Below are 25,817 nucleotides of genomic sequence, written 5' to 3'. Positions count from 1 at the left end.
GCTAGCTCCCCAGGTTCTGCCAGACCAGGCAGATCCACTCGCCCTCGACGAACCGCTCGGGTTCGCCCAGGCCGCGTCGCCCGTAGGCCTCGGCCACGGCGTCGGACTGCTTGTCTGCCAGGATGCCGGACAGGACCAGGGTGCCGCCGGGCCTGACCCTGGCGACGATGTCGCCGGCCATCTCGATGAGCGGCCCGGACAGGATGTTGGCCACCACCAGGTCGAAGGTCCGGCCCGGCTCCACGCAGTCGATGGAGCCCACGGCCAGCCGCATGGACTCGGTCACGCCGTTGGCGGCCACGTTCTCCACGGCGCAGACCACGGCCTGGGGGTCGATGTCCAGGCCGATGCCGGTCAGGCCGAGCTTGGACAGGCCGATGCCGAGGATGCCGGACCCGGTGCCCAGGTCCAGGAAGGTCTTGCCCTCGGCGATGGTCCCGGCCTTGGCCAGCCGGCCGATGGTCGCCAGGCACAGGGAGGTGGTCGCGTGGTGGCCGGTGCCGAAGGCCATCTTGGGCTCGATGACGATGTGGGTGGTCCCGTTCTCCTCGTCGTCGTTCAGCCACGGCGGGTAGATGCGGAAGGATTCCCCGCAGTTGACCGGAACGAAGAAGTCCTTCCAGGCCATGGCCCAATTCTCGGACTCCTGTTCGGACCAGGTCACGTCCGCCTCGGGGAAGCGGGCCTGGAACTCCCGGACCATCTCGTGGCCCAGGGGGTGGTCCTCCAGGTACAGGGTGAACCTGCGGCCGTCCCCGGCGGGAGTCTCCTCCCAGCCGTGGGGGACCTTGGACGCGATGAAGACCCCGGCCTCGTCGGCGGTTTCCTCGGGAATGGTGAACTGGATCTTGAGCAGGGTGGACATGGCGGTGCGTCCTCTTGGTGGAATATGACAAGGCCGGGAACGTGCCCCGGCCTTGAATGGTTGCGTCATCAATGAGCCAAACTAGAATACCTTGTCGATGAACGAGCCTTTGCCCGTGTACCGGAAGTCGTAAAGGGTGGTCTGCTCGGCCTGTTTGACCGCGTCTGACTTGACCTCGGTCGGGGTCTTGACCTCGCCCGCCCGCTCGGCCTGGGGAACCGGTTCCGGTTCCTTTTCCTGCCGGGGGAGATAGTCCGGCGTGGACCCTATGGGGGCGACGGCGCTCATGACTCGATTCCTCAAATCACAGAATACGCCTTCGCCACCGGGCGGTCAAGCCGACCTCTCCGCGACTATCCCTCCACCGACGTCAGGACCTCGTCCAGGGCCCGCATGAAGAACAGGATGTCCTCCTCGGTCACGGTCAGGGGCGGCACCAGCCGCAGAACGGTCCCCTGGGTCAGGTTGCAGACCACCTTGTGTTCCAGCAGCCCCTTCCAGATCTCCGGTCCGTTCTTGGCCAGTTCGATGCCGAAGAGCAGTCCCAGGCCGCGCGTTCCGGCGATGGTCTCGGGGTGTTTCTTCCGGAGTTCGAGAACCTGCTTTTTGGCGAACTCGCCCATCTTCAGGGCGCGGTCGGCCATCTTCTCCTCAAGCATGATGTCGATGACCTTGGCGGCCACGGCCGAGACCACGGCCCCGCCGCCGAAGGTGGTGGCGTGGGAACCGGGCGTGAATCCCTTGGCCACCTCGTCGCTGCACAGGACCGCGCCCATGGGCAGCCCGTTGGCCAGCGCCTTGGCCGAGGTGAAGATGTCCGGGGTGATGCCGTAGTGCTGGTGCGCCCAGAACCGGCCCGTGCGGCAGACGCCGGTCTGGACCTCGTCCACGATGAGCAGGATGCCGTTCTCCTTGCACAGGGCCACGATGTCGTTGACGTAGTCCTGGGGCAGGGGACGCACGCCGCCCTCGCCCTGGACCATCTCGATCATGATCGCGGCGGTGTGGGCGTTGATGGCCCCGCGCAGGGCGTTGACGTTGCCGAAGGACACGGTCACGAACCCCTCAGGCAGGGGATTGTACCCTTCCTTGATGGGCCCGTACTGGCCGGTGGCGGTCAGCGTGGACAGGGTCCTGCCGTGGAAGGACTTCTCCAGGGTGATGACCTCGTAGCGGTCCTCGTTGCGCACGGTGTGCATGTACTTGCGGGCCAGCTTGATGGCCCCCTCGTTGGCCTCGGCCCCGGAGTTGCAGAAGAAGACCTTGCCCGCCGCGCAGGTGGACAGCAGCTTCTCGGCCAGGTCGAGCTGGGGCTCCTGGTAGAAGAGGTTGGAGACGTGGACCATCTTGCGGGCCTGTTCGGCCATGACCTCGGCCAGGTCCTCGCGGCTGTGGCCAAGGGAGCAGACGGCGATGCCCGCCAGGAAGTCGTGGTACTCCACGCCGTCCAGGTCGTACAACCGGCAGTCCTTGGCCCGGCTCACGGCCAGGGGATAGCGGCCGTAGGTATTACATATGAGATTGGATTCCCGTTTCTTTATGGCTTCGAATTTCTCGGACATGATGCTTCTCTCTATTAGTGTTTCCCGGTGGAGCCGAATCCGCCCGCGCCGCGCGCGGTGGAGCCGAGTTCGTCCACGGGGGTGATTATCGCTTGAAACACGGGCATGAAGACGAGCTGTGCGATGCGCTGTCCGCGCCTTATTCGTCGCACCTCGCCCGAGGTATTGAGCAGTGAGACCTTGATCTCCCCGCGGTAGTCCGGATCGATGACGCCGACGCCCTGGCTGACGGTCAGCCCTTCCTTGGTGCCCAGGCCGCTGCGCGAGAAGACGTACCCGGCCACGCTGGGCTCGCGGACCTCGATGGCCACGCCCGCCGGGATGGCGGCCTTTTCGCCGGGGCCGATCTCGATCTCGCCCTCGTCGATGCAGGCGCGCAGGTCCAGACCCGCCGAATGTTCGGTGGCGTAGGCCAGTTCGTTTTCTTGCCAAACCTCGTGCAGGAACTTCACGTTCACGTCGATCTTGTTCATTGTGCGTCTCTATCCTTGTGTTGAACGAATGGTTGTTTATGTTCGCTTCAAAAGCAACTGTCAACAAACGGTCCACCCCCGGCGCCGCCGGTCCCCGCATGGGGTGCGGCGGGGGCGAATCCCTGCCCGCCGGGGGCGAAATCACCCGGCATCGCCGCGTGTCGGCATCCTCTCCCGATTGCAATGAAAAAAGGCGCCATCCCTCCCGGAACGGCGCCTTGCGATCGCGTTGTCGAAACGGATCAGCAGAGTCCCTCCCAGCAGAGGTCGAGGTGTTTTTCCTCGATTCGTCGGGTGGCCAGGCTGACGCCCACGGCCAGGACCAGGGAGACGGGCAGGGCGACCACATTGGGATCGACCCACTGCATGAGCCACAGCCAGGAGCCGGGCGCGGCGTCGGACACCAGGGTGGCCTTGCCGAACATGGCCTGGCACAGGCCGATGAAGCCCGCTTCCTTGACGTGGACGAAGAGCAGCCAGAACATGGAGAAGCAGAACCCGCCGACCATGGAGACCTTGGCCCCGGTCTTGGTCATGCCTCTCCAATACAGGCCGAGCACGTAGATGGGCAGGAACGAGGCGGCGCACAGGCCGAAGAAGAAGGCCGTGGCCCGGGCGATGACCCCGCCGGGCAGCAGCCAGGCCCAGACCAGGGTGGCGATGATGGCCACGGTCACGCCCAGCCGGTTGAGCTTCATGGACGAGCCGCCGTTGCCCACGTTGACGTATTGTTCAAGGAAGTCGCGGGACAGCGAGGTGCCGCCCACGTGGTACTGGGAGCTCATGGTGGACATGGCCGCCGCGAACATGGCCACCAGGAACAGGCCGGAGAACCAGCCGGGCATGACCTTGTCGATGTACAGCGGGATGATGGAGTCGAAGTTGTTGTCGGCCATGGTGATGGCGATCTTGCCGAACTTCTGGAAGAAGACCACGTTGGACAGGGCCCCGGTGACGAAGGCCACGCCGGTCATGAGCAGGATGAACACGCCGCCGATGGCCACGGCCCGGTTGAGCTCGCGGTCCGAGGGCACGGTCATGTAGCGGATGGCCAGCTGCGGCTGGGCCAGCACGCCGATGCCCACGCCGTAGATGATGGTCGTGTACACGGTCAGCCCGATGGGGGACTGGAGGTGCGGGCCGGTGGTCCAGCCGGTCATGCCGCCCTTGGCCAGCCCGGCCGGGACCAGGGCGACCATGTCGGTCAGGGCCTGGTGCGCCGCGGTCACGCCGCCGAGCAGGGAGTAGGTGGTGACGATGAGGATGAGCATCATGACGGCCATGATGGTCCCCTGGAAGGCGTCGGTGTACATGACCGCCTTGAGCCCGCCGGTGATCACGTACAGGGCCACGATGGCGGTGACCACGAGCAGCCAGACGCCGTAGGAGACGGCCGGGAAGGCCACCTCGAGCATGCGGCAGATGCCGATGAGTACGGCGGCCGCGTAGACCGGGATGAAGACGAAGATGACCACGCCCGAGAACTGCTGGATGAACTTGGAGCCGTAGCGCCTGCCCAGGAATTCGGGGAAGGTGTGGGAATCGAGCTGGAGCCCCATGCGCCGGGTGCGCTTGCCGAAGAAGACCATGGCCACGAAGATGCCCACGAAGATGGTCAGGAAGGTCAGCCAGAGCAGGGACATGCCGAACATGCCCGAGACGCCGCCGAAACCGACGATGGCCGAGGTGGAGACGAAGGTCGCCCCGTAGGACATGGCCAGGACGAACGGGTTCATGCTCCGTCCGGCGAGCATGTAGTCCGTGGACTCGCGGGTCTTGAGCCAGGCCCGGTAGCCGAGATAGAAAATGACCCCGAGATAGATGAGAACGCCGATGAGCTTGCCGGTCATGACGCCCCCCCTCCGGTTTTGTCGGTACCCTTGTTGTTCCAGTTCACAATTCCGTAAACGACGCACAGCGCCGTGGCCGCCACGGACAGCCAGAAGGCCAGCGCGATCTCCACACTCCCCAATCCCAGCATCATGATCTTGCCCCTTTGTTGCGGGCCGGAGACGCTTGGGCCGCAAACAAAAAGGGCCGCAAGCTTGTCGCCTGCGGCCCTGGTTGTGGATGAAACTTGTGGTCAGCTACACGCACACCTCGAAACCGCAGGCGCTTCTAAAAAAGCGAAAGCTAAAAAAGAAAAAGAAGCCGAAGCGGTTCTGGTGCGTTTGCATGGTCATCCCTTAGCCGGGTGGTCCGCAAAAGTCAAGGGATATCAAGCCACGAGCGGGGCAGGGCGGTTCCCCGGTCCGTAGCGGGCCGATCAAGACGTTTCGCATATGGGTCAAGACGCTTTCCAAATATATACATTGCATGGAAATTCAACGTGTTAAAAGTTTTCTTGACAGAGAATAGGGTGATGTGTTTTTGTGACTCCCCTTTGCTATTCGGTGGTATTGCCCGAATTGTGAAAGTTTCGGAGACGCGCTCCGACCATCTTGTCCGCAGGATGACTTTTTTGGCAACTAACGAGAGAGGTTACCTGTCTTGCTTTTTCAGCCCATCAACAAGAATTACCATGAGTTCTGTATTGAACGGGACCCGGAGCTGTGCATCAACTGCAAGGTCTGCGTCCGGCAGTGTTCGTACGAGGCTCACTATTGGGATGAAGCCCGGCAAAAGGTCATGCACGACAACTCCAAGTGCATCGGCTGTCACCGCTGCGAGGCCCTGTGCCCCACGGCGGCCCTGAACATCATCAAGAAGCCGTCGGATTTCAGGACGAACAGCCTGTGGCGCCCGGTGTTCCTGCAGAACATCTACAAACAGGCGGACACGGGCGGCGTGCTCCTGGCGGGCATGGGCTCCCCGGTGGACATCCCGGTCTACTGGGACCGCATGCTGCTGGACGCCAGCCAGGTGACCAACCCGTCCATCGACCCCCTGCGCGAACCCATGGAGCTGAAGACCTTCCTGGGGGCCAAGCCGCGCAAGCTGGAGCTCACGACGGACAAGAAGACCGGCAAGACCACCCTCAAGACCCGCCTGACCCCGCAGCTGACCCTGGACGTGCCGATCATGTTCGCGGCCATGAGCTTCGGGGCCATCAACTTCAATCTGCACCGGGCCATGGCCCGCGCGGCCACCGAATGCGGGACCTATTACAATACCGGCGAGGGCGGGCTGCACAAGACCTTATATAAATACGGCGAGCACACCATCGTCCAGGTGGCCTCGGGCCGCTTCGGGGTGCACCGCGACTACCTCCGGGCGGGCGCGGCCATCGAGATCAAGGTGGGGCAGGGCGCCAAGCCCGGCATCGGCGGGCACCTGCCCGGCGGCAAGGTCAACGACAAGGTCTCCGAGACCCGCATGATCCCCATCGGGTCCGACGCCATCTCCCCGGCCCCGCACCACGACATCTACTCCATCGAGGACCTGCTCCAGCTCATCTACGCCCTGAAGGAGGCCTCGGAATACAAGGCCCCGGTCTCGGTCAAGATCGCGGCCGTGCACAACGTGGCCGCCATCGCCTCGGGCATCGCCCGGGCGGGCGCGGACATCATCACCATCGACGGCATGCGCGGCGGCACGGGCGCGGCCCCGGCCATGATCCGCGACAACGTCGGCATCCCCATCGAGCTGGCCCTGGCCCAGGTGGACCAGCGGCTGCGCGACGAGGGCATCCGCAACAGCGTCTCGGTGGTGGCCGCGGGCGGCATCCGCTGCTCCGGCGACGTCATCAAGGCCATCGCGCTGGGCGCGGACGCCGTGTACATCGGCACGGCCACGCTCATCGCCGTGGGCTGCACCATCTGCGGCCGGTGCTACACCGGCAAGTGCCCGTGGGGCATCGCCACCAACGATCCCAAGCTGTCCAAGCGCCAGAACCCGGACATCGCGGCCCGCAAGCTGACCAACCTGATCCACGCCTGGGGGCACGAGATCGAGGAGATGCTCGGCGGCATGGGACTCAACTCCATCGAGTCCCTGCGCGGCAACCGCGACAAGCTCCGGGGCGTCGGCCTTTCCGACACCGAACTCGACATCCTCGGCATCAAGCATGCCGGGCGCTAGACGGAGGACATCATGAAAAGAGTCTATCCGGACAAGGAATACTGCATCGGCTGCCACCTCTGCGAAGTGGCCTGCATCACCGCCCACTCCAAATCCAAGGACCCGATCATCGCCTTCCGCGAAGAGCAGGGCAAGGACGGGCTGACCGCCTGCAAGAAGGTCTTCGAGAAGGGCGACATCTGCGTGGCCATCTCCTGCCGCCACTGCGACGAGCCCTCCTGCGTGGCCGCCTGCATCTCCGGCGGCCTGCACAAGGACCCGGAGACGGGCCGCACGGTCTACGACCGCGACAAGTGCGTGGGCTGCTGGTCCTGCCTCATGGCCTGCCCCTACGGGGCCATCAAGCGGCACCCCATCGAGAACAAGATCGTCAAGTGCGACCTGTGCGAAGGGCGAGAGGGCGGACCGGCCTGCGTGGCCGCCTGCCCCAACCAGGCCCTGAAATTCGAGGAGAGATAGGGAGCGACCATGAAATACGTCATCATCGGCAACGGCATCGCCTCCATCGGAGCCATCGAGGGCATCCGCAAGGTCGATACCGAAAACGAGATCCTGGTCATCGGGGCCGAGGACGCCCCGGCCTACGGCCGCCCGCTCATCTCCTACCTGCTGGCGGGCAAGATCGGCCCGGACCGCCTGTCCCTCAGGCCCCAGGAATTCTACGAGAAAAGCAAGGTCTCCGTGATGCTCGGCACCAGGGTCACGGCCATCGACACCAAGGCCAGAACCGTGACCACGGACAAGGGCGACGTGGTGGAGTTCGAGAACCTGCTCGTCGCCACCGGCGGCATCCCGTTCACCCCGCCCATTCCGGGCTCGGACGGGGCCGACGTGTACAACTTCACCAACCTGGCCCACGCCCACACGCTCATCTCCAAGGCCAAGGAGATAAAGCGGGCGGTGGTCATCGGCGGCGGGCTCATCGGGCTCAAGGCCGGCGAATCCCTGTTCGACCGGGGCGTGGACGTGACCATCCTGGAGCTCTCGCCGCGCATCCTGAGCCTGGCCTTTGACGAGAATGCGGCCGCCCTGGCCGGTTCGCGCCTGGCCGAGGTCGGCCTGAACGTGCGCTGCGGCGTGTCGGCCAAGGAGATCCAGCGCGACCAGGAGGGCAACCTCAAGGGCGTGCACCTGACCGACGGCGACTTCCTGCAATGCGACGTGGTGGTCATCGCCATCGGCGTGGTCCCCAACTACAACCTGGCCAAGGAGGCCGGGATAGCGGTGGACCGGGGCATCAAGGTGGACGACCACATGCGCACCAGCGCGCCGGGCGTGTTCGCCGCGGGCGACGTGGCCCAGGCCAGGGACCTGCTGTTCGGCGACGACCGAGTCATCCCCATCTGGACCAACGCGTACAACCAGGGATTCTGCGCGGGCAAGAACATGACCGGCGCGGACGTGCCCTTCACCGGCTCCCTGTCCATGAACTCCATTTCCTTCTACGGGCTGCCGACCATCTCCGTGGGCACGGTCAACCCGCCCGAGGGCGACGCCGCCTACGACGTGGCCGTCTCCCTGGACCAGAAGAAGAAAAGCTACCGCAAGCTCGTCTTCCACAACGACCGGCTTGTCGGCTACGTGCTGGTGGGCGACATCGACATGGCGGGCATGTACACCGCCTTCGTCAAATTCCAGCTGGCCGTTCCCGAGGACGCCAGGAAGCAGATTCTGGCCGGAGCGCCCGACGTGCTCATGTGGCCGGACGAGTTCTTCAAGGAAACCTGGAATCCCGGCGTCGTGGAACCGGATTAAAGGATCACGCAATGAAAGCACCTGAAAGATATTATGATTTCCAGAAGGATATCTCCGGCTGCGGGATATTCGGCGTCATCAACAGGAAGCGGGGCCTGATCCCGGGCGACATGCCCATCCAGGCCATGACCTGCATGCACGACCGGGGCAACGGCCTGGGCGGCGGGTTCGCGGCCTACGGCATCTACCCCGAGCACGCCGAGAAGTACTGCTTCCACATGATGTGCGACGACGACGCGGCCATCAAGGGCTCCGAGGAGATGATCAAGAAGTACTTCGATCTGCACTTCTACGAGCCCATCCCCACCCGCAGGACCCTGGCCATCCCCACGCCGCCCAAGTTCAACCGCTACTTCGTGACCGTGCCGGAAAAACCGGAGAACGAGTTCCGCGAACTGCCGGAAGAGGACTACGTGGTGGCCGTGGTCATGAAGATCAACACCGCCGTGGCCGGGGCCTTCGTGGTCTCCTCGGGCAAGAACATGGGCGCCTTCAAGGGCGTGGGCTTCCCCGAGGACATCGCCGACTTCTTCCGCCTGGAGGAATACAGCGCCTACATCTGGACCGGCCACAACCGGTTCCCGACCAACACCCCGGGCTGGTGGGGCGGGGCGCACCCGTTCACCATCCTGAACTGGTCCATCGTGCACAACGGCGAGATTTCCTCCTACGGCATCAACCGCCGCTACCTGTGCGAGCACGACTACCTCTGCACCATGATGACCGACACCGAGGTCGTGGCCTACGAGCTGGACATGCTCATCCGCAAGCACGGCCTGTCCTGGGAGATGGCCGCCAAGGTCTTCGCCCCCCCGTTCTGGGACGAGATCGAGCGCATGGACGCGGAGGACAGGGAACTGTACACCACCCTGCGCGCCACCTACGGTCCGGCCATGCTCAACGGGCCCTTCGCCATCCTGGTGGCCGACAACAACCGGCTCATGGGCCTGAATGACCGCATCAAGCTGCGGCCCCTGCTGGTGGCCGAGAAGGACGACATGATCTTCATGTCGAGCGAGGAATCGGCCGTGCGCGACGTCTGTCCCGAGCTGGACCGCGTCTGGATGCCCAAGGCGGGCGAACCCGTCATCGTGGACCTGGAGGATTAGATGGCAGCCAAGAGAAAACAGAAGACCCTCACGGCAGGGCGGACCTACTACAGGCAGTTCAACGAGGAGATCCGCGCCCTGGTCGAGGACGGCGTGACCGACTTCGTCATCAGGGAGTGCAACGGCCAGCGCTACCTGGCCACCGCGCTGGACGGCGACTTCAACTTCGACATCTACGGCGTTCCCGGCCAGGATCTGGGCGCGTTCATGCGCGGCCCGCACGTCCGGGTGCACAACAACGCCCAGGACGGCGTGGGCAACACCATGGACGCCGGCCGGATCGTCATCGAGGGACTGGCCGGAGACGTCATCGGCTACGCCATGCGCGGCGGCGACATCTTCATCAAGGGCGACGTGGGCTACCGCGTGGGCATCCACATGAAGGCCTACCTGGAGCACCAGCCCAGGATCGTGGTCGGCGGCAAGGCGGGGGACTTCCTCGGCGAATACATGGCCGGTGGAATTATTTTGCTCTTGGGTATGTTTTCTGATAAGCCTGATGCGCCTGTTGCGGGACGGAGTCTCGGGACGGGCATGCACGGCGGCGTGATCTACGTCCGCGGCGCCGTTCCCGAAGACCAGCTCGGTCCCGGACTGACGGCCACCCCCGTGGATTCCGACGACCTCAAGGTCATCGAAGGGCTGGTCAATGAATACGCCAAGGAATTGAAGCTGGACAGCAAGGCGATTTTAAGCGAGAACTTCGTGAAAATTCGTCCGTTTTCGCACCGGCCGTACGGCAATCTGTACGTCCCCTGCTAGACGGCGGGGAAGATACAACACTCATTACCTTTGGAGGAACCAATGTTCTTCGATTCCGTAGCCTTCGCCATGGCTCCGCCCGCGGGCGGCGATGGCGGCGCCGCAGGCGGCCTCGGCGGCATCCTGGGCGGCCCGCTGCCCATGCTCGTCCTGATGTTCGCCATCTTCTACTTCCTGCTCATCCGTCCGCAGCAGAAGAAGCAAAAGGCTCATCGGGCCATGCTCGACGCTCTCAAGAAGGGCGACAAGGTCTGGACCAACGGCGGCATCCTCGGCGCCATCGTCGACATCGATGGCGACAACCTGACCATCGAGATCGCCTCGGGCGTCAACGTCGTCATCAAGCGCGGCTTTGTCGCGGACAAGGACGGCGCCGCGCCCGCAACGGACAAAAAGAAGAAGTAGGTTCTTGCGCCGGCACCCGAGACTTCCGTGCGGATCGGACCACACCCGTAAGGTGGCCCGATCCGCGCTTGCGTTTGTCGTGGGTCCTCTCAGGCGGGTAGCAACCAGTTTGTATTACAGGGAGATTTCATGCAAAGTTTGCGTCTGAGAGCCATCATCGCTCTCTTCGTCGTGCTCCTGGGGCTGGCCTTCATGCTGCCGTCCCTGCCCGGCGTCAAGGATTCGTCCCTCGGCAAGGTCCTGCCGGGCAACGGGATCAACCTCGGCCTCGACCTCAAGGGCGGCATCTACCTGACCCTCGGCGTGGACATGAAGACGGCCATGGACAACAACCTGGCCCGGCTGGGCGACGACCTAAAGGCGTCCGCCCGCGAGCAGGACGTCTACATCCTGCGTCCGACCGTCCTGAACGAGAACGCCATCGAGGTCACGCTCATCAAGTCCGAGCAGAAGGACGCTTTTGAAGGCGTCATCAAGGACTACACCCCGTTCACCATCGAACAGTCCACGCCGCTCGACGGCGACAAGGTCAAATACGTCCTGTCCGTGCCGCCCAAGTACCGCACCGAGGTCGAAAAGCTGACCATGGACCAGGCCATCAAGACCATCCGCAACCGCATCGACCAGTTCGGCGTGGCCGAACCCGAGATCCGCAAGCAGCAGGACAACCGCATCCAGGTCCAGCTGCCCGGCCTGGCCGATCCCGAGCGGGCCATCAGGATCATCGGCCAGACCGCCCATCTCGAATTCAAGATGGTCGATGACTCCGCCGACCTGAAGAAGGCCCAGCAGGGCATCCTCAGCCCCGGCCGCGAACTGGCCGATCTCCTGCACCGTCAGGCCAACGGCACCTACGCCAAGTCGCCCATCGTCCTCAAGAAGGACGCGGTCCTGACCGGCGAGTACGTGTCCGACGCCCAGGTCCGCCTGGACCAGTGGAACAACGCCTACGTCGCGCTGACCTTCAACGCCCGCGGGGCCAAGATCTTCACCGACCTGACCGCCGACAACGTGAACAAGCGCATGGCCATCGTCCTGGACGGCCAGGTCTATTCCGCGCCGGTCATCCGCGAGCGCATCGCGGGCGGCAAGGCCTCCATCACCGGCAACTTCACCCGTGAAGAAGCCCGTGACCTTGCGGTCGTGCTCCGCGCCGGTTCCCTGCCCGCGCCCGTGACCATCCTGGAACAGCGCTCCGTCGGTCCGTCCCTGGGCCAGGAATCCATCAACAGCGGCATCATGTCCGCCATGGTGGGCATGGCCCTGGTCCTGCTGTGCATGGTCGTCTACTACGGTTTCGGCGGCGTGGTCGCCGACATCGTCCTGGTCCTGAACATCATGCTCATCATGGGCGGTCTGGCCGCGTTCGGCGCGACCCTGACCCTGCCGGGCATTGCGGGCATCATCCTGACCATCGGCATGGCCGTTGACGCCAACGTCATCATCTACGAGCGCATCCGCGAGGAACTGCGGCGCGGCCTGTCGCCCAAGCAGTCCGTGGCGGAAGGATACGGCAGGGCCACCCTGACCATCCTCGACGCCAACGTGACCACGGTCATCGCGGCCATCATCCTGTACCAGTTCGGTACCGGGCCCATCCGCGGCTTCGCCGTCACGCTGACGCTCGGCATCATCACCTCCATGTTCACGGCCATCTTCGTGTCGCGCATCCTGTTCGACCTGTACCTGAAAAACCGCGCCGACAACGCCAAGCTGAGCGTCTAGGGGGACGATAATGGGACTTCAGATAATCAAACCCGACACCAATCTGGACTTCATCGGCATCAGGAAGATCGCCTTCATCCTGTCGGCGGTCCTCATCCTGGCCGGTCTCGGCTCCCTGCTGATCAAGGGCGGCCCCAAATACGGCATCGACTTCGCGGGCGGCATGATCGTCCAGGTGAAGGTCGACAAGGCCGTGGACGTGGGCGCCATCAAGGACGCCGTGGACACGCTCAAGCTGCCCGGCCTGGTGGTCCAGTCCCTCGGCCTCGAGGGTGACCACGAGTACCTGATCCGGACCTCCTCCTCGAACATCTCGTCCGAAGAGGTCCGGGGCAAGATCAACACGGCCCTGACCGACAACCTCGGCGCGAGCTTCGAGATCCAGCGGCTCGAGATGGTCGGCCCCAAGGTCGGCGCGGACCTCCGCTCCCAGGCCCTTGAGGCCCTGTTCTACGCGGTCCTGCTCATCGCCGTGTACATCTCCGGCCGCTTCGAGCAGCGCTGGACCGCGGCCGCGGTCATGGCCGCCGCCCTGGCGGGCGGCGTGTACGGCATCGGTCTGCTCGGCCTGGACATGGGCTGGCTCATCCTGGTCGCCCTGATCATCACCGTGGGGCTGTGCTGGTACCTCAAGCTCAACTATGCCCTGGGCGCGGTGGTCGCCCTCATACACGACGTGATCATCACGGTCGGCCTGTTCTCCATCATGAACAAGGAATTCGACCTGACCATCATCGCCGCGTTGCTGACCATCGTCGGCTACTCGCTCAACGACACCATCATCGTCTTCGACCGCATCCGCGAGAACACCCATGCCAAGCAGGGCAAGATGTCCTTCGGCAGGATCATCAACCTGTCGGTCAACCAGACCCTGTCGCGCACCATCATGACCTCGGCCACCACGCTCCTCGTGGTGCTCTGCCTGTACGTCATGGGCGGCTCGGTCATCCACGACTTCGCCCTGGCGCTGCTCATCGGCATCACCGTGGGTACGTACTCCTCCATCTTCGTTGCCAGCCCCATCCTCTACGGATTCGGCCCCAGCGAACAACCGGAGGCCGAAGAAGCCTAACCGGCTCCACATGCCAATACAAAAGGGAGGCCCGACCGGCCTCCCTTTTTTTTCGCCCCGCAGGCGGGCGTCTTCGGCGGTGTGCAACCTCGGAGGCCGCGCGTCACGCGCCCTTTTTGACGATGTCCTTGGGGAAGTGTTCGGGGTCGCCGAAGGGGTGCAGGTCGATGGCCGGGTGGACCCTGTCGCCCATGTCCTGCAGCAGAGCGCGGTATTCGCTGCTGATCCTGGGCAGCTCCCGGACGAATACGGATTTGACCAGATCACGGGTCCGCCCGGTGGGCTCTACGCCCTCGGCAAGTTCGACCCGGAGTCGGAGCTGTTGCCGCAGGTCGTCCGTATCCTCGGTGGTGATGACGAATTTCCCGGTCAGCACGCGGGTCAGTTCCGGGGCGTCCAGAATCCATTTGGTGTACTCGGGGAAGATGGTTATCCCGTAGATGCTGGCGGCGAACTTGCCCCGCCCGAAGAGATAGACCAGCGGCGTCTTCCAGATGCGCTGCGCAATGCCCAGGGCTTCGGTTTTCGCCTGGAGCCCGATGCCGAGCGCGGAGAGCCGGGTTTCAAGGTCTCCGTAGGTGAGGGTGCCGCCGATGTCCCTGGTATTGTAGCGCACCAGGGGAATGCCGCTCGGCGCCGTGACCACCAGTCGACCGTCCACGGTCTCGAAGTACCGGGTCTCGGGATTGTACTGATTCACGGCGGGCACCCGGTCGCTGCCGAACAGGGCGGTGGCCAGGCTGTCGTCTTCCGCAGCCATGCGCCGCAGGCAGATCGTCAGCGGCGTCTCGTGGGCGACCATGCCGATGTCCGCCGAACCGTACATGTTGAGGGCGTCGGTCAGGATGTTGTCCAGGCCGGTCTGCTCGGCGAAGCGGGTCCGCCAGCGTTCGGTGAAGGCCTCGCCGGTAAACACGAACCGCAGTTTGAGCCGCTTCCAGTCGAGATCGTCCCGAATCCCCGCATCGATGATGGTTTTGACATGCGGGGGATAGCCCGCAATGACGATCTGGTCGAAACGGTCGTGCATGGACCGGACCAGGGCGAGCACGTCGGGAATGTGAATCCCCGGCGTCGCCAGGGTCAGCGGGTAGCCTTTGCGCGAAATCCATTCGTTGGCCATCATCGTGCTGGTCCCGGCCGCCCACAAGCCCATGGCGAAGGCGACAATGAACAGGGTGGACCGGTTCCGTACCTCCAGGAAATCCCGAAACAGTAACTCCCAGGCCTCGGCCGTGTGCCGGGTCTGCTCGTCGAAGGCGGGCCAGAAGCAGGGTGTGCCCGTGGAGCCGGAGCTGGACGCGATCAGGCGGGAACGGCCCAGCTCCCCGTCCCAGCAGAGCTGGTCCACGGGGTAGTGGTTGATGTAGTTTTCCTTGTCCGTGGCGGGGATGCGGGCGAAGTCGTCCATGCCCCGTATGGCGGCAGGATCGACGCCGTTTCGGTGCAGAAAGTCCCTGTAGGCGGGGACCCGCGCCGCGCATCGGCGGAAAAGGTCGAGCGCCATCCGTTCGCTCCGTTCTTGCCAATAGCCGTCAGGGGCCGACTTGATCAGGACCAGGCGGTCATCGGCCGACGAAGCCAGAAATTGTGCATAACTGTCCATGAACAACCTCGGAAAGAAGGGTGGTGGAATACTCCCGGAAGTCCTCCGGGCGACGGCCGAGCACCGGTTCCTGTCCGCCGGGGGGGGGAACCCGCCCGCATGGGAATCGAGCGATACCGTATTGCGGATCAATCGACAACCGGGTATCTGTAATCCATCGACTTACATTAGAAAAGGAGGAGTTGCATGAAATTGTTACTGCCGTTGCTGCTCACGCTCTGCCTGCTCCCCGCGACGGGACATGCCGGTGAATTCGACTGCCAAAACCCCCCGTTCGGGGAAGCCATCGCCCAATTCGACGGGTTTCACAAATACAAGGAAGCGGGCCCGGTTTCCTACTATACCCATGACGACCCGGACTGCGGCATCGCCGCGAACAAGTACGGCAAGCCGGAGATTGCCTATGCCGTGGTGGACGGAAAGCTCTACGCCCAGATCGTGACCGTGGTCAGTGAGGAACTGACGCGCGGCATCAAAGAGAGGGCGGCCTTGTACAAGGCGGGCAAGATCAAGGCCGCCGACCTGTCTCCCGGCTTTCGCGATCAGGTCAATGCCGATGTCCAGCCGAAGATGAAAGAGGGCGAGAACAGTTCCGAACTGATCTGGAACTTCCCGGACCGCAAGCTCAGGGCCAAATTCAAGGTGGACTACGCGACCAACACGGTCAAACTCAATTATTACTACCTTCCGCTCTGGGAAACGCTGCAGGACAAGTAGCGAACCAGGTGAACGCGCAAGGGGAAAAGAGAAACGAAAAAAAGCCCCTCCGGCAGGGCCGGAGGGGCTTTTTCAGTGCGTCACAGCCAAGCCTAGGCGAGCTGGCTGATGAGGTATTCCTTGATCTCGTTGATGGACTTTTCGCCGTCGAGTTCGATGTACTTGAAGTCGGCGTCCTTGAGATTCTTGAAGTAGTTGCAGGCGGCCATGGTGCCGGTCTTGTCATCGTAGTAGATGTTGTGGCGCACGTCGATGGCGCCCTCGTCCTGGTCGTCCTGGCGGGCGGACAGGGCGCCGCCGCAGACGCGGCACTTGTCGCCGTCGGGGGCGATGGCCGGGATGCCGACGTTGTTGGGATGGTTCGGGTTGTTGGCGCACAGGCGGCGACCCATGATGCGGGCCTTGGCGATCTCGCGGGGCAGCTTGATCTCGATGACGTAGTCGAGCTTCACGCCGTCCTTCTGCAGGGCTTCCCAGAGCTTCTCGCCCTGAACCAGGGAGCGGGGGAAACCGTCCAGGAGCCAGCCGCTCTTGGAGTTGGACAGCACGTCCAGGACCATGGGAATGGTGATATCATCAGGAACCAGTTCGCCCTTGTTGATGTACTCCTTGGCCTTCATGCCCAGCTCGGTGCCGCCGCCGATGTGCTTGCGGAAGATGGCGCCGGACTCGATGTGGTCCAGTTTGTACTTGTCCTTGGCGATGTCGCCCTGGGTGCCTTTACCGGAGCCGTTGGGGCCGAAAATCAGAATATTCATAAATCCTCCTGATGATGAAAAAGCGAAATGCCGACTGGCCATTCCGATACATTGTGCAAAAGATCACATGCTATTATACCGGGGAGGCCCGGAAGTCAATGCTTGGAGGCGAAAACCATGTTCCCTGAACCCACGGAGGCGGTCTTGTCGCCGGGGAACTGGAAGACCGCGCCCACCCGGCGATCCCGCCAGGCCTCGTCGAGCTTGAACAGGGTGTCGGCCAGGGCCTGGCCGGGACCGAGACGGTCGAGGCAGGCCTTGTAGAGGTGCAGCCGCTGGGCCTTGTGCAGGGATTCGAGCCGGGAATTATCCAGGATTTCACAAGCCTCGGACTCAAGGACGGCCCAGAACGCCTGCTCCACGCGGCCCAGGCGCCACAGCCGGGCCACGGACTGCCAGAAGGCCGGGTTTTCCTTCTCGATGAGCGGCAGGATCTCGTTGCGCACGCGGTTGCGGGTCATGGCCGGGTCCGCGTTGGACGCGTCCTCGCGCCAGGGCACGCCGAGGTGGGTCACGAAGGCCTTGAGCGTGGACTTGGGGATGAGCAGCAGGGGGCGGATCAGGCCGCGCGCCGGGTCGTGACCGGCCATGCCGGACAGGCCGGGCCAGCCCGTGCCCCGGATCAGGCGCATGAGCACGTCCTCGCTCAGGTCGTCCAACTGGTGGCCCAGGGCGATGAAATCCCAGCCGCCGGATTCGCGTAGCTCGGCATAGAGGGCGTAGCGCGCCTCGCGCCCGGCCTCCTCGAGCCCCACGCCGCGTTCCTCGGCCAGCCGGGCCACGTCGCGGGTCTCGACTTCGCAGTCGATGCCCAGCCGTTCGCACAAGGCGCGGGCAAAGGTGGCGTCATCCGCCGATTCCGGCCGCAATTGATGGTCCAGATGGACGGCCCCCACGGTGAAGTCCGCGCGGGATGAGAGGTAGTGCAGGACCAGGAGCAGGGCGGTGGAGTCCACGCCGCCGGACAGGCCCACCAGGACGCGGCGGCCGGTCAGGTCGATGCCCAACTCCTCCTCCACGAACCGGCCCGCGTAGAGGCAGAAATGCGCCCACTTGGGCAGGAGGTCCTGGAGGGTCGGCGGGATGTCGGCGGGCAGGGCGGCCATGCTACACCGAGACTTCCAGCTCCTCGATGAACTGGTCAAGATATTCGATCATGTGCTTGCGCTGGGGCGGGGTGGCGTAGGTCACGCAGGAACAGCGGATCTTGTTGCGCGCGCGGACGAGCAGCTCCATGCGCAGACTGCATCGGTCGGGCAAATCCACGGCCTCCAGGGCCATGAAGTAGGGGCCGCACTCGTTCAGATGGGCCTTCTGCTCGGGCTGAAGCAGGTCCTCGGGCAGGGGCAGGTAGTATATGCCCTCCAGGGAGCCGCGCAGACCCAGTTCGTCAAAGGCCTTGATCACGGTCTGAAAGTCCTGGTCGGTCAGGTCGTCCACGAGATAGGTACGCATTATTGTTCCTTTTTCGAAATTTCGATGTATTGCTCGATGTCCTCGGGCGCACAGACGGCCGACTTGCGGTCCAGGTGCGCGCTGTCGGGCACGGATTCGTCGTCCAGGTTGAACATGCGCCGGGCCAGGTCGATGAACCGTTCGGCCGAGCCTTCTTCCTGGGTGCGGCGCTTGAGAAAACAGATGGGCTCGTGCAGGGACTTGTGGGCGATGGACAGGGCCAGCCGCTCCAGGGCGTCGCGGGTCCGCTCGTCCACCGGGCCGATCTTGCGCAGGGTCTTGGCCAGTTCGCGCTGGGCCACGTCCTCGGCCTTGCCGACCAGGTCCACGATGGTCGGCTGGAGGCTCAACGAATTGAGCCAGTTGCCGAATGTCGCGGTCTCGAGGTCCACCACGGCGCGGGCCTTGGTGGCCTCGCCCTGGCGCTGGGCCATGTTCTCGTCCACGACCTCCTTGAGGTCGTCGATGTCGTAGAGATAGACGTTGTCCAGGGTGTTGACGTCCGGGTCGATGTCGCGCGGCACGGCGATGTCGATGAAGAACATGGGCTTGTTCTTGCGCTTGCGCAGCACGGCCTTGACGTCCTTGGCCTGGATCACGGCCACGGGCGAGCCGGTGGAGGAGATGACGATGTCCACCTCGTGCAGCCGGTCGGGCATGGCCTCGATCTGGATGGGCTCGCCGCCCAGACTCTCGGCCAGGTCCTTGGCCCTGGACAGGGTCCGGTTGGCGATGATGATGTCCTTGACGCCGTTGCGCAGCAGGTGCATGGCGGCCAGTTCGGCCATCTCGCCCGCGCCGACCAGCATGGCCTTGGTGGGCTTGAGGTCGCCGAATATCTTGCGCGCCAGCTCCACGGCCGCATAGCTGATGGACACCGCGCTGGAGGCGATGGCCGTTTCGGTGCGGATGCGCTTGGCCACGGAAAAGGACTTGTGCAGCAGCCGGTTGACGATGGTCTTGGCCGTGCCCTTGTCCACGGCGGAGCGGTAGGCATCCTTGAGCTGGCCGAGAATCTGCGGCTCGCCCATGACCATGGAATCGAGCGACGAGGCCACGCTGAAGATGTGCCGGACCGCTTCCAGGTCCGAGTACTCGTAGATGTTCTCCATGAGCAGCTCTGCGGAGCCGTTGCACGCCCCGGCCCAGTACTGGACCACGGCGTCCATGGCCTCGGCCGTGGGGACCTTCCTGGCCACGGCCACGATCTCCACGCGGTTGCAGGTGGACAGGGCCAGACATTCCTGCACCGGACAGTGGGCCATGAGCCCCTGCTCGAAATTCTCGAGATCGGTCAGGGCGAACTTCTCGCGCACGTCCACACCCGCGGTGCGGTGGTTGAGGCCAATGAGGATTATCTGCTTATTCATGGCATGGCCCTGAAGGTGATGGTGTGGTGAATGAGGGAGATGCACATCCCGGCGAAGACCCAGATGGCCAGGATGGCGGGCTTGCGTCCGCGCCAGCCGAGCACCACGCGCTGATGGAAGAGGAAGGCGTAGAGGAACCAGACCGCCAGGGAGCCGATCTTCATGATGTCCCAGGCGAACGGCTTGAAGGGCGCGATCAGGTACCAGCTGAAGGTGGAGAAGAGTCCCAGGGTGTAGAGCGGGAAGCCGATGAGCACGGCCCAGCGGTTGACGGTGTCGAACTTGTCCAGCGACGGGATGCTCTGGCCCATGGCCTTGAGGCCTTCCTTGGTCTTGAGCTTGCGGTTGTAATAGAGGAAGGCCACGCCCGCGCCGAAGGCCATGATCAGCGCGCCGAGCGTCAGGATCAGGGAGCCGATGTGCAGGCCGAAGAACAGGGCGGTCAGCTGCGGGGGCATGACCACGCGGATGCCGCCCAGGGCCAGGGAGGCCACGAAGAGCAGCAGGGCGAAGGGCAGGGCGGTGATGGCCAGGTATTCCAGGCGCAGCCGCCACCACAGGAAGAAATACAGGGCCAGGGCGCACCAGCCGATGATGTTGAAATAGAAGGTGCCCCCGCTCAGGGCCGCCGGATCACGGCTCAGGGTCAGCCCCAGGTCCACGGTGTTGAAGGTGAAGCCCAGGACGGCCAGCCAGATGGCGATGCGCTTGAGCCTGTCGTTCTCCGTGAACACGGAGGTCAGGAACAGCACGGTGCCGAGCGCGTAGAGCGCGATGATCACGATATGAAGCGTCTCAAACAAGCCCATCAAGCAACTCCGGGATGTTGTCGTGCAACGGTTCGGGCAACGATTCTTTAAGAATTTCCGTGGCCGAGTCAAGGTCGCGCGCCTTGAAGGCGTCGAGCAGGGCGGAGTTGACCAGGGTGCGGAAGACCGCCGTGTTGTCGCCGGTGGTCAGGCCCAGGGAGAGCATGAGCGGCCGGATGCGCCCCATGCAGGTCAAGAGGCCGGCGTATTCGTCGCCGAAACTCTCCTGCAATTCCTTGCGAATGCGCTTGGCCATGGCCGGGCTGCGGCCCGCCGTGGAGATGGCCACGGTCAGGTCCCCGCGCTTGACCGTGGCGGGCACGATGAAGCTGCATTTCTCGGGCTGGTCCACGATGTTGCAGAGAATGCCCCGGTCGCGGCACAGGTTGCTGATGCGCCAGTTGACCGCTTCGGACGAGGTGCAGGCGATGACCAGGAACTTGCCGTCCAGGTCGTCGTCCGCGAACTCCCGGCAGTGGAAGTCCACGTTGGGCAGGTCCAGGATGGGGGCCATTTCCGGGTCGGCCTCGCGGGTGTCGATGATGGTCACGCGACCGGCCCCGGAATCGACCAGGGACTGGATCTTGCGCTTGCCGACCTCGCCCGCGCCGACCACCAGGCAGCCCTTGTTTTCCAGGTTCACGAAGATGGGGTAATATCGCATGGGTCTTGATAACCAATGCGCGCAAACATGTAAAATGGGAAATTGCCCGGTTCTTGCAAGAATCATTGGAATTACGCTAGGATTTTGACGCGCGCGACACAACATGAAGAATTACCTCGTCATACAACTCGCCCGGTTCGGGGATCTCGTCCAGACCAAGCGGCTCATCGCGACCCTCGCGGCCCGTCCGGACGGCGTGGTCCACCTCTGCCTGGACCATTCCCTGGCCCCCCTGGCCCGGCTGGTCCATCCCGAGGCGGTCCTGCACCCGGTCACGGCCCACGCCACGGGGCTCGACGGCAAGACGGCCGCGCTCCGCATGCTCGTGGACAACCGGCGCGTCTTCGCCGAGCTGGCGGCCACGGACTTCGAGACCGTGTACAACCTCAATTTTTCCGGCCTGAACTTCCGCCTGGCCGCACTGTTCGACCCGGACCGGGTGGAGGGGTACGGCTGGCGCGACGGCCAGGAGATCACCGGCAGATGGCCCGCCATGGCCATGCGCTGGTCCGGGTTCCGCCGTCTGGGCATGAACCTGGTGGACTTCTGGGGCGCGTACTGCCCGGACATGCTTCCGCCGGAGCGGGTCAATCCCGAGGCCGCGCCCAAGGGCGGCGGAATCGGCGTGGTCCTGGCCGGACGCGAGTCCCGGCGCTCCCTGCCCGCGCCGCTGCTGGCGCGGATCGCGGCCACCCTGGCCGGGGCGCGCAAGGCCCGGTCCGTCAAGCTCCTGGGCGGACAGGCCGAGCGGGCGGCGGGGCAGGCCGTGCTCAAGGAGCTGCCCGCCAACCTCCAGTCCGTGACCGAAAACCTGGCCGGGCGGACCGACTGGCGGGGGCTTGCCGAGGTCGTCGGCTCCCTGGACCTGCTCGTCACCCCGGATACCGGGACCATGCACCTGGCCGCCCACCTGGGCACGCCCGTGGCCGCCTTTTTTCTGTCCTCGGCCTGGGCCTTCGAGACCGGCCCCTACGGCCTGGGGCACACGGTCTACCAAGCCGCGACCGACTGCCTGCCGTGCCTGGAGACCGCGTCCTGCCGGGAGAACGTCAAATGTCTGAACGCGTTCGCGGCCCCCGGCTTCCAGCGCTTCCTGGTCACGGGCAAGGCCGAACACGCCCCGGACGGCCTTCTGGCCCTGCACTCGGTCTTCGACGGCCTGGGCCAGACCTACGCGCCCTTTGCCGGAACCGACCCGGACGCGGACCGACGGATCGTGCTGCGCAACTTTCTCCTGCATCACCTGCACGGCGCCGAGCCGCGCTTCGACCGCCTGGAACAGGACCTCGCCCGGCAGCTGTACCTGGAAAAAGACTGGATGACCGCTGACAAGCCCTCCGGGGCACAGGGATAACCTCATGGAAACGCTTCGTATTCTCGTCGTCCTGCCGCTCTACGGCGGCTCCCTGCCCATCGGCCGGTACGTGGCCTCGGCCCTGCAACAGGAGGGGCACCTGACCGAGGTCTTCGAGGCCCCGGACTTCTACCCGGCCTACACCGCCCTGAGCGACCTCAAGGTGACCACGGACCGCCTGGACTATTTGCAGAATTCCTTCCTGAACGTGATCGGCCAGTCCATCCTGGCCAAGGTCGAGACCTTCGAGCCGGACCTGGTCCTGGCCATGGCCCAGGCCCCGCTGTCCCGGCAGGCCCTGAAGCGGCTGCGGCGCGACGGGGTGGCCACGGCCATGTGGTTCGTGGAGGACCACGACCTGTTCACCTACTGGAAGGGGTTCGCGCCCCTGTACGATGTCTTTGCCGTGATCCAGAAAGGGCCTTTCTTCGAGGATCTTGCGGCCATCGGCCAGCCGAACGCCCTGTATCTGCCCCTGGCCGCCCAGCCGGATTTCCACAAGCCCGTGGACCTGAGCCCGGTGGAGCGGCGCAAGTTCGGCTCCGAGGTCTCGTTCATGGGCGCGGGCTATCCCAACCGGCGCAGGGCCTTCCGCGAGCTGGTCAACCTCGACTTCAAGATATGGGGCACGGAGTGGGAGGGCGACCACGTCCTCGAACCGCTGCTCCAGCTCAAGGGCGCGCGCGTAACTCCTGAGGAATGCGTGAAAATTTTCAACGGCACCAAGATCAACCTGAACCTCCATTCCTCGGTCCAGGCCGACGAGCTGGTCACCTTCGGCGACTTCGTCAACCCGCGCACCTTCGAACTGGCCGCCTGCGGAGCGTTCCAGCTGGTGGACCGCCGCACCCTCATGGCCGAGGCCTTTGCCGAGGACGAGCTGGCCATCTTCGAGTCCATGGACGAACTCATCGAAAAAATAGAGTATTTCTCCTCACGCCCAGAGGAACGCCAAGTCTGGGCCGAGCGGTCGCGGGCCAGGGTCCTCAAGGACCACACCTATGCGCGGCGCATGCGCTGCCTGCTCGAGTTCACCGCCCAGCGCATTCCGGGCTGGCCCAGGCCGCGCGCGGCATCCCCGATCTTTGCCGAGGACTACCCGGCGGCGCTGAAGGCGGACATCCGCGCCCTCCTGGCCCGCCTCGGCCTGCCCGAGGACGTGTCCTTCGAGGACCTGGTCTGGGCGGTCCGGCAGCAGCGGGGCAGGCTGGACGACCTGGATACGGCCGTTCTGTTCCTGGACGAATGGCGGAAACTGTACCGCAGGCAGTCCTGAAAAAGTTCAAGCGTCCCATGAAAAAAGACCCGGTTGCATTTACAACTGGGCCTTTTCCTTGACGAAATCAACGCTGTTTCTTGAACTGCCGCAGCCAGGCGTTGAGCCTCGGCTCCTCGCCCTGGTCCTTGGCGTGGTAAAACTTGCGGCCCGTCAACTCGGTCGGCAGGTAGTCCTGGTCCGCCCAGCCGCGGGGGAAATTGTGCGGGTAGAGGTAGCCCCGGCCGTAGCCCCATTCCCGTTGCAGGGAGGAGGTGGCGTTGCGCAGGTGCAGCGGCACCGGCATGGGCCCGTTCTCGCGGACCTCCTTCTGGGCCGTGCGGTAGGCCGCGTAGGTGGCGTTGCTCTTGGGCGCCAGGGCGAGATACACGGCGGTCTGGGCCATGGGGATGAACCCCTCGGGCATGCCGATGGCCTCCACGGCCTGGTGGCAGGCCATGGCCTGGTTCAGGGCGAAGGGATCGCCGAGCCCCACGTCCTCCGAGGCCGAGATGACCAGCCGCCGGGTGACGAAGCGCGGGTCCTCGCCGCTTTCGAGCAGGCAGGCCAAGTAGTACAGGGCCGCGTCCGGGTCCGAACCCCGGATGGACTTGATCATGGCCGAGACCAGCTCGTAGTGCGAGTCGCCGTCGCGGTCGCCCCGGACCACGATCTCGGGCAGGGACTCGCGCAGGCACTCCGGGCATCGCTTGTCCTTGGGCAGCTCGGCGGTGTACTCCAACAAATTCAAAAGGGTGCGCGCATCGCCTCCGGCCATGGCCGCGAGCATCCTGTGGCTCTCCTCCTCAAGCTCCACGTTCAGTTCACGGGCCCCGCGATGAGACACGTCCACCAGTTCCTCGCGGCTGAGCTGGCGCAGCCTGAGCACGTGCAGCCGGGACAGGAGCTGGCGGGTGACGCTGAAGGACGGGTTCTCGGTGGTGGTGGCCAGCAGGGTGATCTCGCCGCTCTCCAGGATGGGCAGGAAGAAGTCCTGCTGGGCCTTGGAGAAGCGGTGCAGCTCGTCGAGGATAAGGATTTCCTGGCCTGGCAGCATCTTGCGCAGGGCGGTCAGGCCCGCCTCGGGCGCGCTGACGCGCAGGTACTTCTTGCCGGTCAACTGGGCCAGGAGCAGGGCCAGGGTGGACTTGCCGCAGCCGGGCGGGCCGAAAAGCAGAAGACTGGGCATGCGCTTGGACTGGGCAAAGGCCTCGATCCGGTTGCGGATGTGGCCCTGGCCCACGAAGTCGTCCAGGGAGGCGGGACGAATTCTGTCGGCAAGCGGGTGGCTTTCTTCGATTTCCAGCTTCATGAGCGGTCCTGTGCGCCGAACATGGCGAGACTCAAGCAATACACGGCGGCGGTCTCCCAGCGCAGGATGGAGGGCCCGAGGGTCACCGGGCCGAACCCGGCCCGGACCAGCCGGTCCGCTTCATCGGGGTCGAAGCCGCCTTCCGGTCCGATTACTACAAGAGTGCGCCCTTTGGAAAGCATGACGGGCGAAAGGGGCGTGACCGCCTCCTCGGCCTCCCAGGCCAGGTAGCAGTGATCGAACCGCCCGGCCAGGGGGATGAGCCCGTCCACACCGCCGGAGACCGTGTCCAGCTCCGGCAACCACACGGCCCCGCACTGTTTGGCCGCCTGGACGAACTTCTCGGTCCAGGTCTCCTTGGGATCGTCGGGCAGGCTGCCCTGACTGCGTGCGGCCTGCCAGAAGATCAGCCCAGCGCCCTGCAATTCCACAGTTTTTTCGAGGAGATAGTCGCGCCGCTTGGACTTGCCCCAGCCGATGGCCAGGGTCAGGCCGGTCGCGGACGCCGGGTGCTCGGCCAGTTCCAGGGCCTCAAGCTCCGCCCGGTTTTTGGCGATGTCGCGCACCGTGAACAGCCCGTCGCGCCCATGGCCGTCAAAGAGCCGGACGGTCTGGGATCTCTCGGTGCGCAGGATGGTGCCCATGTGCCGTGCCTCAGGGCCGCTCAGCACGACCACGTCGCCCGCGACGGCGGGCCACTGGTCCGGGGACAGGAAAAAGGTGTTCAATCGCGCCATGGACAACCTGAAAAAAAGGGCCGGAGGCGAAC

26 protein-coding genes are annotated in these 25,817 nt (G+C 64.5%); 11 read left to right on the top strand and 15 right to left on the bottom strand.

Annotated elements, in window-relative coordinates:
- Position 1: 1 nt before the first annotated feature.
- The 6 genes from DND132_RS02540 to DND132_RS18420 form a co-directional block, all read right to left on the bottom strand.
- Positions 2-865 carry a 50S ribosomal protein L11 methyltransferase gene (locus tag DND132_RS02540; protein ID WP_014321139.1) on the bottom strand — a complete coding sequence of 288 codons (864 nt, stop codon included), beginning with the start codon at positions 863-865 and terminating at the stop codon, positions 2-4.
- A gap of 81 nt (positions 866-946) precedes the next feature.
- Positions 947-1,153, bottom strand: coding sequence for a hypothetical protein (locus DND132_RS02535; protein ID WP_014321138.1), 207 nt, complete (start codon positions 1,151-1,153; stop codon positions 947-949).
- A 65-nt stretch (positions 1,154-1,218) separates the two neighbouring features.
- Positions 1,219-2,427 carry an aspartate aminotransferase family protein gene (locus DND132_RS02530; RefSeq protein ID WP_014321137.1) on the bottom strand — a complete coding sequence of 403 codons (1,209 nt, stop codon included), beginning with the start codon at positions 2,425-2,427 and terminating at the stop codon, positions 1,219-1,221.
- A 14-nt stretch (positions 2,428-2,441) separates the two neighbouring features.
- Positions 2,442-2,900 (bottom strand): dUTP diphosphatase, encoded by a 459-nt coding sequence (dut, locus tag DND132_RS02525; protein ID WP_014321136.1) that lies wholly within the window; start codon positions 2,898-2,900, stop codon positions 2,442-2,444.
- A gap of 242 nt (positions 2,901-3,142) precedes the next feature.
- On the bottom strand, positions 3,143-4,750 hold the full coding sequence (locus tag DND132_RS02520; RefSeq protein WP_014321135.1) for a sodium:solute symporter family protein: 1,608 nt from the start codon (positions 4,748-4,750) through the stop codon (positions 3,143-3,145).
- The gene (locus DND132_RS18420) at positions 4,747-4,884 is read right to left on the bottom strand and encodes a symporter small accessory protein (protein WP_014321134.1); all 138 of its coding nucleotides are present in this window, start codon (positions 4,882-4,884) and stop codon (positions 4,747-4,749) included. The genes DND132_RS02520 and DND132_RS18420 overlap by 4 nt, the downstream gene beginning before the upstream one ends.
- Positions 4,885-5,390: 506 nt before the next feature.
- Between DND132_RS18420 and DND132_RS02515 the strand changes: the two genes are divergently transcribed.
- The 8 genes from DND132_RS02515 (at position 5,391) to secF (ending at position 13,748) form a co-directional block, all read left to right on the top strand.
- Positions 5,391-6,920 carry a glutamate synthase-related protein gene (locus DND132_RS02515; RefSeq protein ID WP_014321133.1) on the top strand — a complete coding sequence of 510 codons (1,530 nt, stop codon included), beginning with the start codon at positions 5,391-5,393 and terminating at the stop codon, positions 6,918-6,920.
- Between the two features lie 12 nt (positions 6,921-6,932).
- Positions 6,933-7,379 carry a 4Fe-4S dicluster domain-containing protein gene (locus tag DND132_RS02510; RefSeq protein ID WP_014321132.1) on the top strand — a complete coding sequence of 149 codons (447 nt, stop codon included), beginning with the start codon at positions 6,933-6,935 and terminating at the stop codon, positions 7,377-7,379.
- Positions 7,380-7,388: 9 nt separating this feature from the next.
- A complete protein-coding gene (locus DND132_RS02505; RefSeq protein ID WP_014321131.1) occupies positions 7,389-8,675 on the top strand; it encodes an NAD(P)/FAD-dependent oxidoreductase in 1,287 nt (428 codons plus the stop codon).
- An 11-nt stretch (positions 8,676-8,686) separates the two neighbouring features.
- Positions 8,687-9,784 (top strand): class II glutamine amidotransferase, encoded by a 1,098-nt coding sequence (locus DND132_RS02500; RefSeq protein WP_014321130.1) that lies wholly within the window; start codon positions 8,687-8,689, stop codon positions 9,782-9,784.
- Positions 9,785-10,546 carry a GltB/FmdC/FwdC-like GXGXG domain-containing protein gene (locus DND132_RS02495; RefSeq protein WP_014321129.1) on the top strand — a complete coding sequence of 254 codons (762 nt, stop codon included), beginning with the start codon at positions 9,785-9,787 and terminating at the stop codon, positions 10,544-10,546.
- A gap of 42 nt (positions 10,547-10,588) precedes the next feature.
- Positions 10,589-10,951, top strand: coding sequence for a preprotein translocase subunit YajC (gene yajC, locus DND132_RS02490; RefSeq protein ID WP_014321128.1), 363 nt, complete (start codon positions 10,589-10,591; stop codon positions 10,949-10,951).
- A gap of 129 nt (positions 10,952-11,080) precedes the next feature.
- A complete protein-coding gene (gene secD / locus DND132_RS02485) occupies positions 11,081-12,676 on the top strand; it encodes a protein translocase subunit SecD (protein WP_014321127.1) in 1,596 nt (531 codons plus the stop codon).
- A gap of 10 nt (positions 12,677-12,686) precedes the next feature.
- On the top strand, positions 12,687-13,748 hold the full coding sequence (gene secF, locus DND132_RS02480) for a protein translocase subunit SecF (protein WP_014321126.1): 1,062 nt from the start codon (positions 12,687-12,689) through the stop codon (positions 13,746-13,748).
- 103 nt (positions 13,749-13,851) lie between these two features.
- Here the strand turns inward: secF and DND132_RS02475 are convergent, their stop codons facing one another.
- Positions 13,852-15,255, bottom strand: coding sequence for a phenylacetate--CoA ligase family protein (locus tag DND132_RS02475; protein WP_041915673.1), 1,404 nt, complete (start codon positions 15,253-15,255; stop codon positions 13,852-13,854).
- 285 nt (positions 15,256-15,540) lie between these two features.
- Here DND132_RS02475 and DND132_RS02470 point away from each other — a divergent pair, with 285 nt between their 5' ends.
- Entirely contained in the window at positions 15,541-16,071 is a 531-nt protein-coding gene (locus tag DND132_RS02470) for a hypothetical protein (protein WP_014321124.1), read from the top strand.
- A gap of 92 nt (positions 16,072-16,163) precedes the next feature.
- Here DND132_RS02470 and DND132_RS02465 read toward each other — a convergent pair whose 3' ends face one another.
- From DND132_RS02465 to DND132_RS02440, 6 genes are all read right to left on the bottom strand, one after another.
- Positions 16,164-16,829, bottom strand: coding sequence for an adenylate kinase (locus DND132_RS02465; RefSeq protein ID WP_014321123.1), 666 nt, complete (start codon positions 16,827-16,829; stop codon positions 16,164-16,166).
- Between the two features lie 95 nt (positions 16,830-16,924).
- Positions 16,925-17,935 (bottom strand): tRNA lysidine(34) synthetase TilS, encoded by a 1,011-nt coding sequence (gene tilS / locus DND132_RS02460; protein ID WP_014321122.1) that lies wholly within the window; start codon positions 17,933-17,935, stop codon positions 16,925-16,927.
- A 1-nt stretch (position 17,936) separates the two neighbouring features.
- Entirely contained in the window at positions 17,937-18,284 is a 348-nt protein-coding gene (locus DND132_RS02455) for a hypothetical protein (RefSeq protein ID WP_014321121.1), read from the bottom strand.
- A complete protein-coding gene (hemA, locus tag DND132_RS02450) occupies positions 18,284-19,654 on the bottom strand; it encodes a glutamyl-tRNA reductase (RefSeq protein ID WP_014321120.1) in 1,371 nt (456 codons plus the stop codon). Before hemA ends, DND132_RS02455 begins: the two co-directional genes overlap by 1 nt.
- On the bottom strand, positions 19,651-20,463 hold the full coding sequence (locus DND132_RS02445; protein WP_014321119.1) for a cytochrome C assembly family protein: 813 nt from the start codon (positions 20,461-20,463) through the stop codon (positions 19,651-19,653). The genes hemA and DND132_RS02445 overlap by 4 nt, the downstream gene beginning before the upstream one ends.
- Positions 20,450-21,127: a precorrin-2 dehydrogenase/sirohydrochlorin ferrochelatase family protein gene (locus tag DND132_RS02440; RefSeq protein WP_014321118.1), complete on the bottom strand. Its 678-nt coding sequence runs from the start codon at positions 21,125-21,127 to the stop codon at positions 20,450-20,452. The genes DND132_RS02445 and DND132_RS02440 overlap by 14 nt, the downstream gene beginning before the upstream one ends.
- Before the next feature lie 103 nt (positions 21,128-21,230).
- On the opposite strand from DND132_RS02440, the gene DND132_RS02435 reads away from it, so the two are divergent.
- Together DND132_RS02435 and DND132_RS02430 are read left to right on the top strand one after the other, a co-directional pair.
- Positions 21,231-22,481, top strand: coding sequence for a glycosyltransferase family 9 protein (locus tag DND132_RS02435; protein WP_014321117.1), 1,251 nt, complete (start codon positions 21,231-21,233; stop codon positions 22,479-22,481).
- Between the two features lie 4 nt (positions 22,482-22,485).
- On the top strand, positions 22,486-23,757 hold the full coding sequence (locus DND132_RS02430; RefSeq protein WP_014321116.1) for a CgeB family protein: 1,272 nt from the start codon (positions 22,486-22,488) through the stop codon (positions 23,755-23,757).
- A 67-nt stretch (positions 23,758-23,824) separates the two neighbouring features.
- On the opposite strand, the gene DND132_RS02425 is transcribed toward DND132_RS02430, so the two are convergent.
- Together DND132_RS02425 and DND132_RS02420 are read right to left on the bottom strand one after the other, a co-directional pair.
- Positions 23,825-25,048: a replication-associated recombination protein A gene (locus tag DND132_RS02425; RefSeq protein WP_014321115.1), complete on the bottom strand. Its 1,224-nt coding sequence runs from the start codon at positions 25,046-25,048 to the stop codon at positions 23,825-23,827.
- Positions 25,045-25,785: an RsmE family RNA methyltransferase gene (locus DND132_RS02420; RefSeq protein ID WP_014321114.1), complete on the bottom strand. Its 741-nt coding sequence runs from the start codon at positions 25,783-25,785 to the stop codon at positions 25,045-25,047. Before DND132_RS02420 ends, DND132_RS02425 begins: the two co-directional genes overlap by 4 nt.
- Positions 25,786-25,817 lie beyond the last annotated feature (32 nt).

The organism is Pseudodesulfovibrio mercurii (assembly GCF_000189295.2).
Taxonomy (GTDB): Bacteria; Desulfobacterota; Desulfovibrionia; order Desulfovibrionales; family Desulfovibrionaceae; genus Pseudodesulfovibrio; species Pseudodesulfovibrio mercurii.
This window is presented reverse-complemented; position numbering and strand designations above follow the sequence as displayed.

What these genes read in the sequence shown, in the direction of transcription:
- DND132_RS02540 (WP_014321139.1), bottom strand. Translation starts at nt 865, where the DNA reads ATGTCCACCCTGCTCAAGATCCAGTTCACCATTCCCGAGGAAACCGCC.
- DND132_RS02535 (WP_014321138.1), bottom strand. Translation starts at nt 1,153, where the DNA reads ATGAGCGCCGTCGCCCCCATAGGGTCCACGCCGGACTATCTCCCCCGG.
- DND132_RS02530 (WP_014321137.1), bottom strand. Translation starts at nt 2,427, where the DNA reads ATGTCCGAGAAATTCGAAGCCATAAAGAAACGGGAATCCAATCTCATA.
- dut (WP_014321136.1), bottom strand. Translation starts at nt 2,900, where the DNA reads ATGAACAAGATCGACGTGAACGTGAAGTTCCTGCACGAGGTTTGGCAA.
- DND132_RS02520 (WP_014321135.1), bottom strand. Translation starts at nt 4,750, where the DNA reads ATGACCGGCAAGCTCATCGGCGTTCTCATCTATCTCGGGGTCATTTTC.
- DND132_RS18420 (WP_014321134.1), bottom strand. Translation starts at nt 4,884, where the DNA reads ATGATGCTGGGATTGGGGAGTGTGGAGATCGCGCTGGCCTTCTGGCTG.
- DND132_RS02510 (WP_014321132.1), top strand. Translation starts at nt 6,933, where the DNA reads ATGAAAAGAGTCTATCCGGACAAGGAATACTGCATCGGCTGCCACCTC.
- DND132_RS02505 (WP_014321131.1), top strand. Translation starts at nt 7,389, where the DNA reads ATGAAATACGTCATCATCGGCAACGGCATCGCCTCCATCGGAGCCATC.
- DND132_RS02500 (WP_014321130.1), top strand. Translation starts at nt 8,687, where the DNA reads ATGAAAGCACCTGAAAGATATTATGATTTCCAGAAGGATATCTCCGGC.
- DND132_RS02495 (WP_014321129.1), top strand. Translation starts at nt 9,785, where the DNA reads ATGGCAGCCAAGAGAAAACAGAAGACCCTCACGGCAGGGCGGACCTAC.
- yajC (WP_014321128.1), top strand. Translation starts at nt 10,589, where the DNA reads ATGTTCTTCGATTCCGTAGCCTTCGCCATGGCTCCGCCCGCGGGCGGC.
- secD (WP_014321127.1), top strand. Translation starts at nt 11,081, where the DNA reads ATGCAAAGTTTGCGTCTGAGAGCCATCATCGCTCTCTTCGTCGTGCTC.
- secF (WP_014321126.1), top strand. Translation starts at nt 12,687, where the DNA reads ATGGGACTTCAGATAATCAAACCCGACACCAATCTGGACTTCATCGGC.
- DND132_RS02475 (WP_041915673.1), bottom strand. Translation starts at nt 15,255, where the DNA reads ATGGCGCTCGACCTTTTCCGCCGATGCGCGGCGCGGGTCCCCGCCTAC.
- DND132_RS02470 (WP_014321124.1), top strand. Translation starts at nt 15,541, where the DNA reads ATGAAATTGTTACTGCCGTTGCTGCTCACGCTCTGCCTGCTCCCCGCG.
- DND132_RS02465 (WP_014321123.1), bottom strand. Translation starts at nt 16,829, where the DNA reads ATGAATATTCTGATTTTCGGCCCCAACGGCTCCGGTAAAGGCACCCAG.
- tilS (WP_014321122.1), bottom strand. Translation starts at nt 17,935, where the DNA reads ATGGCCGCCCTGCCCGCCGACATCCCGCCGACCCTCCAGGACCTCCTG.
- DND132_RS02455 (WP_014321121.1), bottom strand. Translation starts at nt 18,284, where the DNA reads ATGCGTACCTATCTCGTGGACGACCTGACCGACCAGGACTTTCAGACC.
- hemA (WP_014321120.1), bottom strand. Translation starts at nt 19,654, where the DNA reads ATGAATAAGCAGATAATCCTCATTGGCCTCAACCACCGCACCGCGGGT.
- DND132_RS02445 (WP_014321119.1), bottom strand. Translation starts at nt 20,463, where the DNA reads ATGGGCTTGTTTGAGACGCTTCATATCGTGATCATCGCGCTCTACGCG.
- DND132_RS02440 (WP_014321118.1), bottom strand. Translation starts at nt 21,127, where the DNA reads ATGCGATATTACCCCATCTTCGTGAACCTGGAAAACAAGGGCTGCCTG.
- DND132_RS02435 (WP_014321117.1), top strand. Translation starts at nt 21,231, where the DNA reads ATGAAGAATTACCTCGTCATACAACTCGCCCGGTTCGGGGATCTCGTC.
- DND132_RS02430 (WP_014321116.1), top strand. Translation starts at nt 22,486, where the DNA reads ATGGAAACGCTTCGTATTCTCGTCGTCCTGCCGCTCTACGGCGGCTCC.
- DND132_RS02425 (WP_014321115.1), bottom strand. Translation starts at nt 25,048, where the DNA reads ATGAAGCTGGAAATCGAAGAAAGCCACCCGCTTGCCGACAGAATTCGT.
- DND132_RS02420 (WP_014321114.1), bottom strand. Translation starts at nt 25,785, where the DNA reads ATGGCGCGATTGAACACCTTTTTCCTGTCCCCGGACCAGTGGCCCGCC.